Origin of the sequence: Paucibacter hankyongi, assembly GCF_037482915.1 — a bacterium.
GTDB lineage: Bacteria > Pseudomonadota > Gammaproteobacteria > Burkholderiales > Burkholderiaceae_C > Paucibacter_A > Paucibacter_A hankyongi.
The window spans coordinates 276052-292069 of record NZ_JBBHJX010000004.1; the positions used below are offsets into that span (position 1 = coordinate 276052).

Sequence of the window (16018 nt, forward strand, 5' to 3'; positions counted from 1 at the left end):
CCCAAGACCGGCCTATTTCACTTCACGCGCCAGCTTCAGCATTTGGGAGCTGAGCGTCAGGCCGCGCCGTTTGGCCTCGGTGTGGTTGATACGGAAAGACAGACCATTGGGCTCCAACACCAGCGCGATCACGGCGCCATTGCCAAAGGCCTCGGCACTGTCGCCCACCACCAACACCGGCTCGGCCGACAAGGCTTGCTGCCAGCGTTGTAGTTCGGCACGTTCGGTAAATCCAAGCAGCAACAACTGACATTGCTGAGCCTGTTGAGGCTCCATCACCACCAACAATCGGCTGCTGGCCCCCTCATGACTCTTCAGCGTCAGGCCTTGCAAGGCAGACTGCATGCCGGCGTTCCCCGCCACGCAATAGGTGAACTCGCGCAGCGGCGGCGGCGGCCATTGGGTGAACTGGGCGAATCGGTAGATGAATGCGGCCTTCAGTTGGGCATTGTCGGGCGCTGGCGCAGCCCGCGCCGAAACCAGCAACAAACCAAGCACGCCAAGCACCAACAAGGCGGCACAGCGACTGCGCGCCCACCTCATGATCCAAACCTCCAGGTCACCGACAGTTGCCAGACCCGTCCTTCCCGTCGCACAGGCTCACCCAGCAGCGAGGTCCGGTCAAAATAGTCCACGGCGCCCAGGTTGTAGACCCCCAGACTCAGATCCAGATCAAGCCGCGGACGCCAAAGCAAATTGACGTTGTTGAGCAGATAGCCCGGCAACTCGCCATCGCTGATGGTGCGCCGACTCATGGCAAACACCTGCCAACTGGCTTGCAAGTTTTCGCCCAGCAGCGGCTGGCTGAACAAGAGTTTGAGCAGCGCCCGCGGGGAATTGCCCAGGCCTTGGCCTTGAGCATCCGTGCTGCGCTGCAAGCTCAGGCCGGCGCGCAACTCCGAGCCCTGATCCCAGCGCTTATCCAGCCCCAACTCCAGACCGCGACTGCGCATCGTCGCCTGATTCTGGAACAAGGGAAGATCGACCTGATTCAGGGAAATCAGGTCCTGCAACTGCGAGGCGTAAATCGACACCCGGTATTGCATCTGCGAACTCAGCGCCTGATCCCAGGCCAACTCCAGCGTGCGAACCCGCTCGGGTTTTGGCGTCGGCTCACCCCAAGGCGCGTTGGTCTGAAACTCGGACAAATTGGCCGCGCGAAAAGCGCTGCCGTACATCAGCTTCAAGGTCGCGTCAGGCGCGGCGCCACTCCAGATCCAGGCCAGCCGCGGGTTGAGGCTGCTGCTGCCCACCTCATCCTTGTCATGCCGCAAGCCCAAGATCAACCGGTGCTGATCGGTCAATCGCCACTCGTCTTGCAGGAACACACCCAGGCGCCGATTCTTGCCGTTGAACTCTTGCAGCGGCGCCTCTCCGACCAAGCCGGCGGCAATGCGTTGCTGACTGTCGTATTGGTACTCAAGCCCGGTCATCAATCGGTGATCAGCCCACTGGCGACCGCTCAAGCGAAGCTCCCAGTTGGACCAACGACCCCAGGAACCGCTGCGCCACTCACGCAGCCGCCCGCCGGGGTCCAAACTGGGGTAGCGATAGCTGTACTCACTGCTTTTGGCCGAGACCCCAAAGAACACATCCCAGTCTGCACCCAGGCTGCGTTCATAGCCGAGCGACACAAAATGGTTATGGATCACCTCTTTGGCCTGCCCGAACTCGACTGGCGGCCCCTCGCGCAAGAATTCAGGAATGCCATTGCTCAGGCTGCTTGTGCCCACCCGCAGCGCCAAGCCGCCAGCATTGAAGCTGCCAAACAAGCGTTTGCCGCGCGTCCACAGCAAATTACGCAGCGTGTTCACATCCTCGGCCGCGGCCACATAAGGCAAAGGCTTGCGCTCCTGTCGAAACTCGCTGGCCGCCAACCAGCCCTCCCAGCCCGACTCTGAGCGATAGCCCCAACTACCGCGCAACTGTTTCTGACCGGATGAATCAAACCCAAGCCTTGCCGCGGCACCAGCCAGCTTGTCCGCTCGCTTGGTCATCACATTGACGACGCCCAGAAAAGCGTTGTTGCCATAGAGCGCCGAGCCCGGCCCGGGTGCGTATTCAACCCGCTCGATCAAGTCGGCATCGATGTAGAACTCACCGCCAATCTGGCCGGCGTCATAGACGTTTTCGTTGATGCGCACGCCATCAATCAGGAACAACAGCCGTGCATTCAAGTCACCTGGCCGCCCCAGGCCGCGCGCGCCCACATAGGTGAAGGAGAGATCGCTGGTGATGTACAAGCCCGGCATGGTGCGCAAGATGTCGGCCATATTGCGCAGGCCATAACGTGCAATATCGGCGGCCGTAAGCACATAGGTGACCGACGGCGCCTGAGTGGCGCTTTGAGCAAAGCGCGAGGCCGTGCTGACCTCGACATCACGCGAGACCTCTTTCGGCTGCTGGCGCAGCAATTGTTCCAAGTCCAAATCGAGGGTTTCCGCCACTGCAGGCACCGACGGCGGCGCCCCGGAGGGCTGCGCCAAGGCACACAGCGGCGCCAGGCTCAGCACGGACAACAGTGCGAGCAGCAGCGCCTTCCGCACTTGTTTCACCGACCGCAATGGCCAAAGCGCCAATGCGCCTCCGCTTTGCTCAATCCCGGCTCGCATGAGAAGCCCTTCTGAAAGTGTTCTTGCCGGCCCGTTTGGCGGCGTACATGGCCACATCGGCCGCGCTAAGCAGTTGCGCAGCATCCACCTCATCGGTCGGGCAAAAAGCCAGGCCGATGGTGGCGCCAATCGGCATCAGGTGGCCGCCGATGATCATCGGCTCGCGGATCGCCGCGATCAGGCGAAGGGCCAGTTGCTCGGCCACCGTCTCATCCTTGAGCCCCGGCAGAATCAGAGCAAACTCGTCACCGCCGAGCCGGCACAGCACATCGGCGCTGCGCAGCGCACGGCTCATCCGGGCGGCAACTTCGCGCAGCACCTCGTCGCCCGCGTCATGACCATGCCTGTCGTTGACCGTCTTGAAGTTATCCAGGTCGATGAACATCAGCGCCATCAACTCAACCTCCTGGCAACTGACCACGACATGGCGTTGCAACGCAGATTGGAAATACAGCCGATTCGGCAACTGGGTCAAACTGTCGCGGTGCGCCAGCATTTCAAACTGCTGACCACTCAACTGCTCCTGGCGCAGGCGCTGCTTCAACTCGTCCTGACCCTTTTCAACCCGCTTCAGCATCTGGTTGAAACGTTCACTCAGGCGCCCCACTTCGTCGAGTCTATGCACCTTGGCACGCCGCGTATAGTCTTGACTGGTCGCGACCTGTTCGGCCAAATCAGACAGTTCAACGATAGGGGCCAGGGCCGAACGCTGGACCCAGCGCAACAAACGCCCGGCAAGCCCAATCGCCAGGCCGATCAATGCCGCCGCCATGGCGACCATGCGCAACACAGCATATTGCACCTGATCGAGGCTTTCTATCAGGTCCACGCGCCCCAGCACCTCGCCCTTGAAGCGGATAGCCGCACTGACCTCTACATGATGCAAGTGCATTTGGCGCAGCGGCTCTGCCGCTAACTGGCCCAGGCCTTTAGGCATCGCACCGTCTTTCCCATCCACGGGCCATTGGGCAAAGCGTTGCCCAGCCGCGGTACTGACCCGCACCCGATGCCCCTCACCCTGGCGACCAAAAGCAGCCAATTCCTGGATCGCGGCATCCTTGTCCTCGAACACCAGCATCGGCGCCAGGTTGTTGGCCAGCAACTCGGCGCTGTGTTCCGCCGTTTCAGCCTGCATATCTCGCGCCGCCAGCAAGGAGGCCGCCGCGATCAAGACAAAGGTCAGCAGCATGGTGACCGACAAGACCTGCAGATTCAACCGCGTCAGTCGCCTCACCAAGGAGACGGACTCGTCCACTGCGGCGACGGCAGGCTGACGCTGGTGTGGCTCGTCGCTGGCGACGCTAGGCAACTCGGTCGTTTTCACGCAGCATGGGCCCATCAAAATGATGAACGGCCACCTTCACCTTGAGGGTGGCGATGCGCTAGTTTCTAACACGAGAGGCGCTGCGGGGTCGACGAAAAAGAGAACCGAAACTAGCCTCGTCCGAGGCAAAAGGCCGAGAGCAGCCGTTCCAGCCTAGAGCGGGCGCTCATTTGGGCCAGCCAGGGCCGGATCAGCTCGCCACCAGGCCGTTGCGAATTGCGTACACCGTCAACTCGGAATTGTTGGCGAGGCCGAGTTTTTCCAAAACCCGGGCACGGTAAACGCTGACGGTCTTGGGGCTGAGCATCAACTCCTCGGCAATATCACTCAGGCGCTTGCCCGAGGCGATCATCACCAGGGTCTGCAGTTCCCGGTCGGAGAGCTTCTGGTGCGCCAGTTCATTGACCGGTGCGGTCAAGCTTTCCACCAACATTTGAGCGATTTCGGGCGTCACGTATTTGCGCCCCTGCGCTACCGTACGCACCGCTTGTACCAAGACCTGCGGGTCGCCGCCCTTGTTGACATAGCCAAAGGCGCCGGCTCGAAGCGCCCGGATGGCGTATTGGTCCTCGGGGTACATCGACACGATCAAGGTGCGAATCGCCGTGCCCTCGTCCTTCATCACATGCAAGACGTCAAGTCCGCTGCGACCAGGCATATTGATGTCCAGCACCAGCACATCACAACCGCCACTGGGGCCCAAATCACGCAGCAGACTACGCAGTTCGCCGTAATCACCGGCCTCGCCCACTACCTGGATATCGGCCGCATCGGACAAGGTGTCACGGATGCCGCGCCGTATCAGTGCGTGGTCGTCGCAAAGAATCACTTTGATCATGAATTGCCCCAGGCCGCGCCTTCTTGTGCAGCCGTTGGGTTGTCATCGCCCAGCAGACCGCCCTCTTCGGCCCGCAGCGGCACCGAAAGTATCAAGCTCACGCCCTTGCTATTGCTGCTCAAATCCACCCATCCCCCTACCGTTGCGGCTCGCTCATGCAGGCCGCGAATCCCAAAGCTGCGCGCCTTGGCCAAGGCACCGGGTGAAATCCCCACGCCATTGTCGCTGACTTCAAGCGTTAGCACCCCGGAGTCAATACTCAGGTCGATGTCGACCCGGCTGGCCTGAGCATGCTTGGAGACATTGGTCAGCGCCTCTTGGGCGGTGCGGTAGGCCACCAAGGGCACGCCGGCCGGCAGGTTCATCTGTTCACTGCTGGTACGCAGCACCACCGTGATGCCGGTGCGTCGCTCAAAGCGCGCCGCCATCCATTGCACCGCAGCCACCAAACCCTGCTCAAGAATGGCAGGGCGCAGGTTCTGCATGATGCGCTGGCTCGCCTCGATGGCGGCCGTGACCGTTTCAAGAGCCGACTCGACACGCTGCAACACGGCCGGGTCCTTGGCATGCCGATTGATCCAGGCCAGATCGAATTTCAAAGCGGTCAGTGAGCCCCCCACATCATCATGGATCTCGCGCGCAATCGCCGCACGCTCCATCTCGACACTGGTCTGCAAATGCCCGGCCAACTCGTGCAGGCGCTGCTTCGATTTGAGCAACTCACGGTCGGCCTCAATGCGGGCCCGCTCCGACTCGCTCGCTTCGATGGCATGCAGCAAGGCGGGAGCCAGTCGCGCCAGATCTTTCTTCAACAAATAGTCGGAGGCGCCGGTGCGCATTGCCGCGACCGCTGTGTCCTCACCAATCTCACCCGAGACCAGAATAAAGGGCAGCAAGAGCTTGCTTTCCTTCAACATATCCAACACCACGAGGCCGGAGAATCCAGGCAGGTTGTAGTCCGAGATGATGGCGTCCCAAGTCTGCGTCAAGGCACGCTCGACCTCGGGCAAGGTATCAATACGCTCAAGCTCAAGATCGAGGCCGGCGCGACGCAACTGAGCCATGATCAGCTGATGATCGAGCTCTGAATCTTCTATATGGAGAACGCGCAGTCGGCGATCGGCGGTTGGAATCGACATGGGGGCGAAGTATGCAGGCAATGCGTGACGCTCCACCCGGGTGGAAACCGTCTGTTTGCGTTGATTCCCAAAGAATTGCAGCAAAAACAAGGGATAACCCTTATTCTTGTTGTCGCGCCGTCGTCGATCCCCAGAAATAGGCCGCTTCTGTCCGCATTGTCCAGTCGACACGCACGCCAGAAATGCGGAAGATGCAGGCAAGCAAATGGTCGCCGTGATGCGCAATTTAGACAGGCTCTCGTTGGGGCCAGGTTTTGCCTCCGGGGGAACAAAAAGTGTGGAGCAAAGATGCAGATGAATGAAACACCAGACCCCTCCGACCCGGGGATGATTCCATTGCTGGTGGCTGCTGAACTTCAGGATCACCTGATGACGGTGACCAATGATTTGGAGCGTCTGCAACGCTTGCTCGATGATGCGGGCGAAGCGCTGTCGACCCATTTCTACAGCGCGTCCAGCCATGTTGGCTGCCTGCTGCGACAAGACCAGCCCACGGCCGAGGCGCCCGTCTTGCACAAGGTCATGGAAGACATTGCCGGCGCCATCACCGCCCTGCAATTCCAGGACATGGCCACGCAGCTGATTGCGCACACCAGCCAACGCCTGCGCAACTGCGCCGACCAACTCGCCCGCGACACCTTCGGCGACGACGAAGAGGGTGAAGCCATTGTCGAGATTGCGCCGCTTCGGCCCAACCCGGTCACCCAGGACGAGATGGACGCAGGTTCAATCGAATTGTTCTAAAGATCCTCAAACAGTTACCGAAATCAGCTTGATACCCCGGAGAGACAACAATGCACTCAATCCTTGCCGTGGACGATTCGGCCTCGATGCGCCAAATGGTCGCCTTCACGCTCAAAAACGCCGGCTTCAACGTGGTTGAAGCGGTGGACGGGCAAGACGCCTTGGAAAAGTCAGGCACAAGAGATTTCGACCTGGTACTGACCGACCAGAACATGCCGCGCATGGATGGCATCAGCTTGACCAAGAAGCTGCGCGACAACCCGAAGTTCAAGACCACGCCCATCCTGATCCTGACCACCGAGTCAAGCGATCAGATGAAGCAAGCAGGCCGCGCCGCAGGTGCCACCGGCTGGTTGGTCAAGCCCTTTGATCCAGCCAAGCTGATCGAAGTGATCGGCAAAGTGATTCGGTGAAGCCTCGTCAACTCTGGAGCAAAGCATGGGAGAAATGACTTCCGAAGGCGCCAGCCTGAGCGCGGGCATCGACCTGAGCCAGTTTTACCAAGTCTTCTTCGAAGAGGCGAGCGAGAACCTCGACAATATGGAACAGCTGCTGCTGAACCTGAATGTCGAAACAGCCGACGACGAAGAGCTCAATGCGATCTTCCGTTGCGCCCACTCCATCAAGGGTGGCGCGGCAACCTTTGGCTTCGGCGACGTCGCCGAGCTGACCCACCAGATGGAAACGCTGCTGGACAAGCTGCGTCGCCATGAACTAAAGCCCACCTCACCGATGGTGGACACCTTGCTGCAGTCCGGTGACGCCTTGCGCGCTCAACTGGGTCGGCATCAAGGCTCCGGTGCCGCAGCGGTGGACACCACCGACCTGTTGAACAGCATTCGTGGCTTTGTCGAGGGCGAAGGCGATTTCGGTTTCGACAGCCCAGCGCCTACCCCGGCGCCTGCCGCGAAAGCAAGCAGCCCCGCACCCGCCCCGGCAGAAGCCACCAAGGCCGCATCCAACAAGCCCGGCGTGCGCGAACTCGAGTTGCAGGTCGGCCCGCTGACCGACATGAGCTTGACGGACAACCTGGTTGACCTGTTCAAGGAAATCACCGACCTGGGCACGATCGAGCCGCTCGACGGCGGTGTGCCTGCCGACGGCATTCGTCGCTTCAAGGTCCTCACCAGCAGCACCGACAGTGATCTGCTGGACCTGTTCACCTTTCACGTGGCGCGCGAGCAGGTCAAGCTGCTGCCATTTGGCCCCGGTTTCGGCTTCCACGACGGCGCGCCGGGCTCGCCCCCAGCGGCCAAGGAAGAGGCAGACCTGGGCTATGGCTTTTTCGACAATGCGCCCGGCATCCCCGAGAACAGCGCTGCCAGCAATGAATTGAAGGTCCAGGCCGAAGCGCCCAAGCCGGCCGTGGTGGCCCAGGCCGCCGCTCGCCCCGAGGCCCGCCCCGCTGCTGCGGGTATGGAGCAGTCGACCTTGCGCGTTTCGATCGAAAAGGTCGATCAGCTGATCAACTTGGTCGGCGAATTGGTCATTACCCAGGCCATGCTGGCCCAGAACAGCCGCGATGTCGCGCCGGGTCTGTACCAGCAACTGACTTCGGGCTTGGCGGATCTGGAGCGCAACACACGCGATTTGCAGGAATCGGTGATGTCGATTCGGATGATTCCGATGTCGGTGGTGTTCAACCGTTTCCCTCGCATGCTGCGCGATCTCGCCGCCAAACTGGGCAAGAAGGTCGAACTGGTCACCCAGGGTGAAGCCACGGAACTGGACAAGAGTCTGGTCGAGAAGATCACCGACCCGCTCACCCACTTGGTCCGCAACAGCTGCGACCACGGCATCGAACAACCGGCCGACCGCGTCGCCAAAGGCAAGCCAGAGCATGGCACCATCACCCTGGTGGCATCGCATCAAGGCGGCTCGATCGTGATCGAAGTGCGCGACGACGGCAATGGCCTGAACCGCAACAAGCTGATCAAGAAGGCCCGCGAGAAAGGCATTGACGCGCCCGACTCCATGACCGACTCGGAGGTCTGGAACCTGATCTTCGCGCCGGGCTTCTCCACCGCGGATCAAGTCACCGACGTGTCCGGTCGAGGCGTCGGCATGGACGTGGTGAAGAAGAACATCACCTCCTTGGGCGGCACGGTTGAGATCGATTCGGCCGAAGGCTATGGCATGAAGGTCTCGGTGCGACTGCCGCTGACTCTGGCCATTATGGACGGCATGAGCGTGGGCGTGGGCGACGAGGTTTACATCTTGCCGCTGTCCTCCGTCGTCGAGTCTTTCCAGGTGCAAGCCGACACGATCAAAACGGTGGCGGGCTCCGGCCGCGTCGTCGAGGTTCGCGATGAGTACATGCCGGTCATCGGCTTGGAGACCATCTTCAATGTGCCGCGCTTTGACTTCGAGCATGTCAGCACCATCATGGTGGTGGTGGAAGCCGAAGGTGGACGGGTCGCGCTCTTGGTCGATGAACTGCTTGGCCAACAACAAGTGGTGGTGAAGAACCTCGAAGCCAATTACCGCAAGGTGACGGACGTCTCGGGCGCCACCATCATGGGCGATGGCCGGGTTGCCTTGATTCTTGACGTGGGCAGCCTGGTGCGGCGCTCGCGCCAATGATGCTCGGCTGACCCTTCAGTTCATAGACATACACAAAGGTAGTCCTCGATGAATATGGGCGAAATGCTCCGACAGTTCAGCATCCGCACCCGCATGATTGGCGCCATTGCCATGGTGCTGAGCTTGTTGGTGATCGTGGGTGGGGTTGGTCTGATGGGCATGAACTCCATGCGCGACCAGACTCGTTTGTTTGCCGACAACTCGGTCGCCAAGGCCAATGCGGCCGCCGCACTGGTCAAGACCATGGGCGATATGCGGCGCCGCGAGAAGGACATGATCATCAACTATGACAAGCCCGAGATCGTCAAGACCGAGCATGCCAAGTGGGATGAATCACGCCAGTCCTTTGCCAAGCTGATCAGTTCACTGCAATCCGACAACAAGGAACGCAGCTCCAGCGTGCTGGCGCAAATCATCCCCTTGGTGGAGGACTACGCCAACAAGGCCCAACCGGTCTTGAAGCAGTTGGAGGCCGGCGGCTATGACAATGCCGCTGCGGCCGACAAGTCGCTCACCTCGGCCAAAGACAGCATCTGGAAGGCTGATCAACTGCTGGACGAAGTGCGCGCCGAGTTGGAAAAGGTCTCCGCCGCCACGCAGGCACAAGCTAACGCCACGCAGGAACGGATGCTGACCATCTTCATGATCGTGCTGGCGATCAGCGCGGCGGTTGTGGTGCCCCTGACCTTGCTGAATATGCAAAGCATCTGCCAGCCGCTGGCGGAAGCCGAGGAACTGGCCGACGCGATTGCCAAGGGTGATTTGACCGGCTCATCGGTGCATGTGGTCGGCAAGGACGAAGCCTCACACCTGATGCGCTCGCTGCAACATATGCAGCAAGCCCTGCAAAGCCTGGTGGGCCAGCTCCGCACCTCGGCCGACAGCATCCGTACCGCCTCGGTGGAGATTGCCAGTGGCAACCAAGATTTATCCGGTCGAACCGAACAGACCGCGTCCAATCTGCAGCAAGCCGCCTCTTCGATGGTGCAACTGACCGGCACGGTCAAGCAAACCGCCGATTCGGCCCGCACCGCCAACCAATTGGCGACCTCGGCTTCGCACGCAGCTGCCAAGGGTGGTGAGGTGGTCGGCCAAGTGGTCTCGACCATGGATGAAATCAACACCAGCTCCAAGAAAATCAACGACATCATTGGCGTGATTGACGGCATTGCCTTCCAGACCAATATCCTGGCGCTGAATGCTGCGGTGGAAGCCGCCCGGGCCGGCGAACAAGGCCGCGGCTTTGCCGTGGTGGCGAGCGAAGTGCGCTCGCTGGCACAGCGCAGTGCCGAAGCGGCACGCGAAATCAAGACCTTGATCGGCGCCAGCGTCGAACGGGTTGAGACTGGCTCACGCCTGGTGCAAGAAGCAGGCGAATCGATGACCGACATCGTCTCCAGCGTGCAGCGCGTCTCCGACATCATTGGTGAGATCACCGCCGCCGCCAGCGAACAAAGTGATGGCATTGGTCAGGTCAATCAATCGGTGGTGCAACTCGACCAGATGACGCAACAAAATGCGGCCCTGGTGGAAGAGTCAGCCGCTGCCGCGGAAAGCCTGAAGGACCAGGCCGAGCGGTTGGCCGAGGCCGTCGACAAGTTCAAAATCAGTGCGCACACCAGCAGCAAGGCCAAGAGCCTCGGCTCGGCCAGCTTCAAGCCCGCCTCTGCACAGGTTTCTAAACCGATGACGTCCGCCAAGGCGACGAGCCACACAATGGCCAAGAGCGCCCACTCAGCGGCGCCTGCGAGCCCGGCTCCAGCGCCCAAGCCGATGGCGCCGAGGCCGCCCGCACCCGCACCTAGCCATTCCGAATCCGATTGGGAATCGTTCTGAATCTCTGATCCTGCATTTCTTCCATTCCGCACACATAACGAGGTAAGCCATGGAAACGACCCGAGACAACGTGCCGGCAATTCGCCAGGAAACCGGCAATCTCGCTTTGCGCAGCCGCGGCCCAGCCAGTGGCGAATTCCTGACCTTCCGACTCGGTGCCGAGGAATATGGCATCGACATCCTGAAGGTGCAGGAGATCCGCTCCTACGAGCCACCAACACGCATTGCCAACGCGCCAGATTTCATCAAGGGCGTGGTCAACCTGCGCGGCGTGATCGTGCCCATCGTGGATCTGCGCCTGAAACTGGGCTGCCCTTCGGCCGAATACAACAGCTTCACCGTGGTGATCGTGTTGAACGTCAGGAACCGGGTCGTCGGCGCGGTGGTGGACTCGGTGTCCGACGTGCTGGAACTGAACCGCGACGCCATTCGCCCTGCCCCAGAGCTGAATTCCTCGTCGGTTGACACCAGCTTCATCACCGGCATCGGCACCGTCAACGATCGCATGTTGATCCTGATGGACATCGAAGGGCTGATGAGCAGCGCCGACATGGGTCTGATGGACTCCTTGGCCCTGTAAGCCTCGGCGCAGAGAGTCCGGCCCAGTACGGGGCTCGCCCCCACAGGTGTCCACTGCGGTCACCTGAGTTTTGCTGATTCGAAAGGCAAAGAGTTGTTATGACAACGGGCTCCACATCGATAGCGCGGCGCGTGTCCACCATCGGTGGAATCGCGCTTGCCCTGGTCCTGCTGACGGTCAGCGGCATTGTCAGCGTCATGCTGACCCGCGACGCACACCAGCGCGTCGTCACCTGGGTGGGCGACAAAGCGCAATCGCTGGTCGATTCCATGCACGCGATGGACGAGTCCTCGCGCATTCTGGTTGAGAGAAATTTCGGTTCTCTGCGGCAAGAGTTCGGGCCGAGCTTCACGCTCGACGAAGCGACTGGCGATCTGCGCGACTGGGGCCCCAAGCTCAACGGCAACTTCACGCAGGTCGACAAATTTGCTGGCGCCACAGGTGGGGTGGCAACTGTGTTTGCCCTCAAGGGCGATGACTTTGAGCGCATCACCACGTCCTTGAAGAAGGCCAACGGCGAACGCGCCATGGGTACGATGCTGGGCAAGCAGCACCCGGCCTACGACACGGTCAAAGCAGGCAAGCCCTATTCGGGCCGCGCCGTGCTGTTTGGCCGGTCCTATATGACGCACTACGAGCCGATCAAAAGCGACGACGGCAAATTGATCGGTCTGCTGTTTGTGGGCTTTGATCTGGACGCCTTTGAAATCGCCATGCAGTCGCTGGCGACCAAGGCCAAATTTTTCGATAACGGCGGCACCTATTTGGTGGCCGTCGGCAAGGACCCCTCCAAGGCGACCTTCGTCGTTCACCCCAGCGCCAAGGGCAAACTCGTCACCGAGGTGTTCCCCGGCTTTGACAAAGCCCTGACCGATTTGGGTGCGAGCTCAGACGGTTATCTAGCCAGCATTCCCAATGTCTTGGGCAGCCCCAGAGACGACAACTTCGCGGTTGTTCGCAAGAGCGAACAAACCGGCTACTGGGTGATTGCGCAGGTCTCCAAGGGTGAGGCGATGGCCTCCCATTGGGGCACCTTGATCCCCTTCTGGATCATGCTGGCCCTGACCACCGGTGGCTTGGGCTTTGGCTTGTTCTGGATGATGCGCCACTGGGTAGCCACACCCCTCGGCGCCTTGACACAGGCCGTTGGGGCCATCGCCCAGGGTGATCTTTCTCAGGCCGTAGACAGCAAGCGCGACGACGAGATTGGTCTGCTGATCCAGCGGACCGAGTCGATGCGTCAGCGCTTGTCGGAGACCATAGGCACGGTGCGAACCTCGGTGGACTCTATCGGCACCGCCAGCGCCGAGATTGCCACCGGCAACCAAGATCTGAGTCAACGCACCGAACAAACTGCGTCCAACCTTCAGCAGGCCTCGTCTTCAATGACCGAATTGACCGGCACGGTCAAGCAGACAGCTGACTCGGCACGCACCGCCAATCAACTGGTCTCCTCGGCGGCCGGCGCTGCCGCCAAGGGTGGCCAGGTGGTGGGGCAAGTGGTCGCCACCATGGACGAGATCAACGCCAGTTCGCGCAAGATCAACGACATCATTGGCGTGATTGATGGCATCGCTTTCCAAACCAATATCCTGGCCTTGAATGCCGCAGTCGAAGCGGCCCGCGCCGGTGAACAAGGCCGAGGCTTTGCCGTCGTGGCCAGTGAAGTGCGCTCGTTGGCGCAGCGCAGTGCAGCCGCCGCGAAGGAGATCAAGTCACTGATCGGGGCCAGCGTCGAACGGGTGGAAGTGGGCTCCCGCTTGGTGCAGGAAGCCGGCACCTCCATGACCGACATCGTCTCCAGCGTGCAGCGTGTGCAAGACATCATTGGCGAGATCACCGCCGCCGCCAGCGAACAAAGCGATGGCATCGCGCAAGTGAACCAATCGGTCGTCCAACTGGACCAAATGACACAACAGAACGCGGCCCTGGTGGAAGAGTCTGCGGCCGCGGCCGAAAGTCTCAAGGGACAGGCACAGTTGCTGGTGGAAGCCGTGGCGATGTTCAAGATTGCCCGCTCAACACAAAGTCCGCCGAGCCTGCCCCCGGCGCCGATCAAGTCGACGCCGCCCGCCAGCCACAGGCCGCATGCTCCAGCCGGCCACGCCACAGCCATCAAGCCCACCCCAGCCAAGAAACCCTCGCCGACCAGTTCCGCCGCTGGAGGCGCAAGACCGTCGGCTCCGCCGCCACCACCTGCAGCAGCGAGCAACGAAAGCGACTGGGAGAGCTTTTGATCACAGCGCCAAGCGCTTTTGAGATTATTTGAGGAGACCCGTTGATGTTTGACTCAATCAAGACCCGACTGATCGGCCTGAGCATCAGCGTCGTTGTACTGACGCTATTTGCAGCGACGGCTGCCAACTATGTGATCGTGCGGGATCACACCCACACCAAAGTACTGAGCAGCCTCAATGCGCTGGTGGCCGGGCGAGCCGCGGTCATCAATGAATGGGTGCAGAACCAGCGCAGCATTGTTGGCGCCTTGGCGCCGGCGGTCGATGTCGCAGAACCGGTGCCCTTCCTTGTCCAAGCTGCCAAGTCAGGCAAGCTGGAGGCCGCCTATATTGGCTTTGCCGACAAGCGCATTCTCTTCAACGCACCTCAGAACCTGCCGCCGGGCTATGACCCGACCGGCCGCCCCTGGTACACCGCGGCGGCATCGTCCAGTGGCACGGTGCTGACCGAGCCCTATATGGATGCAGCCCGCCAGCAGTTGGTGGTGACCTTTGCCCTTGGCGTCAAGGACGGTGGCCAGACCAAGGCCGTGCTGGCCTCCGACGTGTTCCTCGATGCTGTGGTGGGCACGGTCAAGGCGATCAAGCCAACCGAAAACGGTTTTGCCTTCCTGGTCTCTAACAAGGGCACCATCATTGCCCATCCGGACGCCAAGTTGTCGCTCAAACCTGCATCGGAGCTCTCGGCCCAACTGGACGGCAAGGCAGTGAAGCAGTTGCAGGAATCGGGCACGCCTTGGGTTGAGGCACGTATTGGCGATCAAGACTATCTGCTGCGCGGTGAAGCGATTCCGAATACCGATTGGGTCCTTGTGGCAGCGGCCAATAAGAGCGAGGCCTTGGCCTCTTTGGGCTCATTGCTGCGCGCAGCCGCCTTGGTGCTGCTGCTGGTCATGGTGGTGGCAGGTGCGCTGATGACCACGGTGATCACCGCCATGCTGCGCAGTCTGGATCGCGTGCGGGCCGCCCTGGACGAAATCAGCGCCGGCGGCGGCGATCTGACACAGCGCCTGCCCGAAGATGGTCGCGATGAGATCTCTCGGATTGCGGCCTCCTTCAATCTGTTCACCGAGAAGATTCAAAAGATCTTGCTCGACGTTCGCTCGGCCAGCAACTCCATCACCACGGCATCCAGTGAAATTGCACTGGGGGCGCAAGACCTGTCGCAGCGCACCGAACAGACCGCCTCCAATCTGCAGCAAGCGGCTTCTTCGATGGAACAGTTGACCGGCACGGTTCGCCAAACCGCCGACGCCGCTCAGACAGCCAATCAATTGGCGTCGTCGGCCTCCTCGGCAGCGGCCAAAGGCGGCGAGGTGGTCAGCCAGGTGGTCACCACCATGGACGAGATCAACAACAGCTCGAAGAAGATCAGCGACATCATCGGCGTCATCGATGGCATCGCCTTCCAGACCAATATCTTGGCGCTGAATGCCGCCGTTGAAGCCGCCCGCGCCGGCGAACAAGGCCGCGGCTTCGCCGTGGTGGCCAGCGAAGTGCGCTCACTGGCACAGCGTAGCGCCGAAGCTGCCAAGGAAATCAAGGGCCTGATCGGCGCCAGCGTCGATCGGGTCGAGGTGGGCTCCAAATTGGTGGAAGCCGCCGGCGCCTCGATGAGCGATATCGTCTCCAGTGTGCAGCGGGTCACCGACATCATTGGCGAGATCACCGCCGCCGCCAGCGAACAAAGCGATGGCATCGGTCAGGTCAATGGCGCCGTCGTGCAACTGGACCAGATGACGCAGCAAAACGCCGCCCTGGTTGAGGAGTCGGCCGCCGCTGCGGAAAGTTTGAAGGACCAGGCGCAGCGCCTGACCGAGGTCGTGTCGGTGTTCCGACTCAGCAGCAACGAAGGCCAGGGCCAGCGCAGTATTTCCCACACGCCGGCCAAAGCCTCTGCCGGTGCCAAAGCGGGCGCAAGTTTCAAATCGACCAGCAAGCCTGCTAGCAAGCCCATGAGTGCCCACAAAGCCGCGGCACCCAAGCCTGCTGCGGCCAGCCCGGCTCCTCGACCGCCGGCTCCGCCAGCACCGGCCGCCAGCGACAAGGACGACAACGGCGACTGGCAGTCGTTTTAAGTCAGACAAGACCTGAGCATCAACTACGGCGGCTGCCTTCAGCCGCC

Annotated in this window: 12 protein-coding genes; 7 read left to right on the plus strand and 5 right to left on the minus strand. The window is 61.1% G+C overall.

Annotated features, from left to right (window positions below):
• Positions 1-12: 12 nt before the first annotated feature.
• The 5 genes from WG899_RS09375 to WG899_RS09395 all read right to left on the minus strand — a co-directional run bounded on the left by WG899_RS09375 (position 13) and on the right by WG899_RS09395 (position 5913).
• Entirely contained in the window at positions 13-543 is a 531-nt protein-coding gene (locus WG899_RS09375; RefSeq protein ID WP_339595368.1) for a YfiR family protein, read from the minus strand.
• Complete coding sequence (locus WG899_RS09380) at positions 540-2555, minus strand: TonB-dependent receptor plug domain-containing protein (RefSeq protein WP_339595369.1); 2016 nt, start codon at positions 2553-2555, stop codon at positions 540-542. The genes WG899_RS09375 and WG899_RS09380 overlap by 4 nt, the downstream gene beginning before the upstream one ends.
• A 40-nt stretch (positions 2556-2595) precedes the next feature.
• Positions 2596-3936, minus strand: coding sequence for a diguanylate cyclase domain-containing protein (locus WG899_RS09385; protein ID WP_339595370.1), 1341 nt, complete (start codon positions 3934-3936; stop codon positions 2596-2598).
• 190 nt (positions 3937-4126) lie between these two features.
• Positions 4127-4774, minus strand: coding sequence for a response regulator (locus WG899_RS09390; RefSeq protein ID WP_339595371.1), 648 nt, complete (start codon positions 4772-4774; stop codon positions 4127-4129).
• The gene (locus WG899_RS09395; RefSeq protein WP_339595372.1) at positions 4771-5913 is read right to left on the minus strand and encodes a hybrid sensor histidine kinase/response regulator; all 1143 of its coding nucleotides are present in this window, start codon (positions 5911-5913) and stop codon (positions 4771-4773) included. The genes WG899_RS09390 and WG899_RS09395 overlap by 4 nt, the downstream gene beginning before the upstream one ends.
• Positions 5914-6201: 288 nt before the next feature.
• On the opposite strand from WG899_RS09395, the gene WG899_RS09400 reads away from it, so the two are divergent.
• From WG899_RS09400 to WG899_RS09430, 7 genes are all read left to right on the plus strand, one after another.
• On the plus strand, positions 6202-6657 hold the full coding sequence (locus WG899_RS09400; protein WP_444718831.1) for a hypothetical protein: 456 nt from the start codon (positions 6202-6204) through the stop codon (positions 6655-6657).
• A gap of 50 nt (positions 6658-6707) precedes the next feature.
• Entirely contained in the window at positions 6708-7070 is a 363-nt protein-coding gene (locus WG899_RS09405) for a response regulator (RefSeq protein ID WP_263537105.1), read from the plus strand.
• A 25-nt stretch (positions 7071-7095) separates the two neighbouring features.
• Positions 7096-9240 carry a chemotaxis protein CheA gene (locus tag WG899_RS09410; protein ID WP_339595374.1) on the plus strand — a complete coding sequence of 715 codons (2145 nt, stop codon included), beginning with the start codon at positions 7096-7098 and terminating at the stop codon, positions 9238-9240.
• Positions 9241-9288: 48 nt separating this feature from the next.
• Positions 9289-11076, plus strand: coding sequence for a methyl-accepting chemotaxis protein (locus WG899_RS09415; RefSeq protein WP_339595375.1), 1788 nt, complete (start codon positions 9289-9291; stop codon positions 11074-11076).
• A gap of 49 nt (positions 11077-11125) precedes the next feature.
• Positions 11126-11656: a chemotaxis protein CheW gene (locus WG899_RS09420; protein WP_339595376.1), complete on the plus strand. Its 531-nt coding sequence runs from the start codon at positions 11126-11128 to the stop codon at positions 11654-11656.
• A 98-nt stretch (positions 11657-11754) separates the two neighbouring features.
• Positions 11755-13893, plus strand: coding sequence for a methyl-accepting chemotaxis protein (locus WG899_RS09425; protein WP_339595377.1), 2139 nt, complete (start codon positions 11755-11757; stop codon positions 13891-13893).
• 44 nt (positions 13894-13937) lie between these two features.
• Complete coding sequence (locus WG899_RS09430; protein ID WP_339595378.1) at positions 13938-15971, plus strand: methyl-accepting chemotaxis protein; 2034 nt, start codon at positions 13938-13940, stop codon at positions 15969-15971.
• Positions 15972-16018 lie beyond the last annotated feature (47 nt).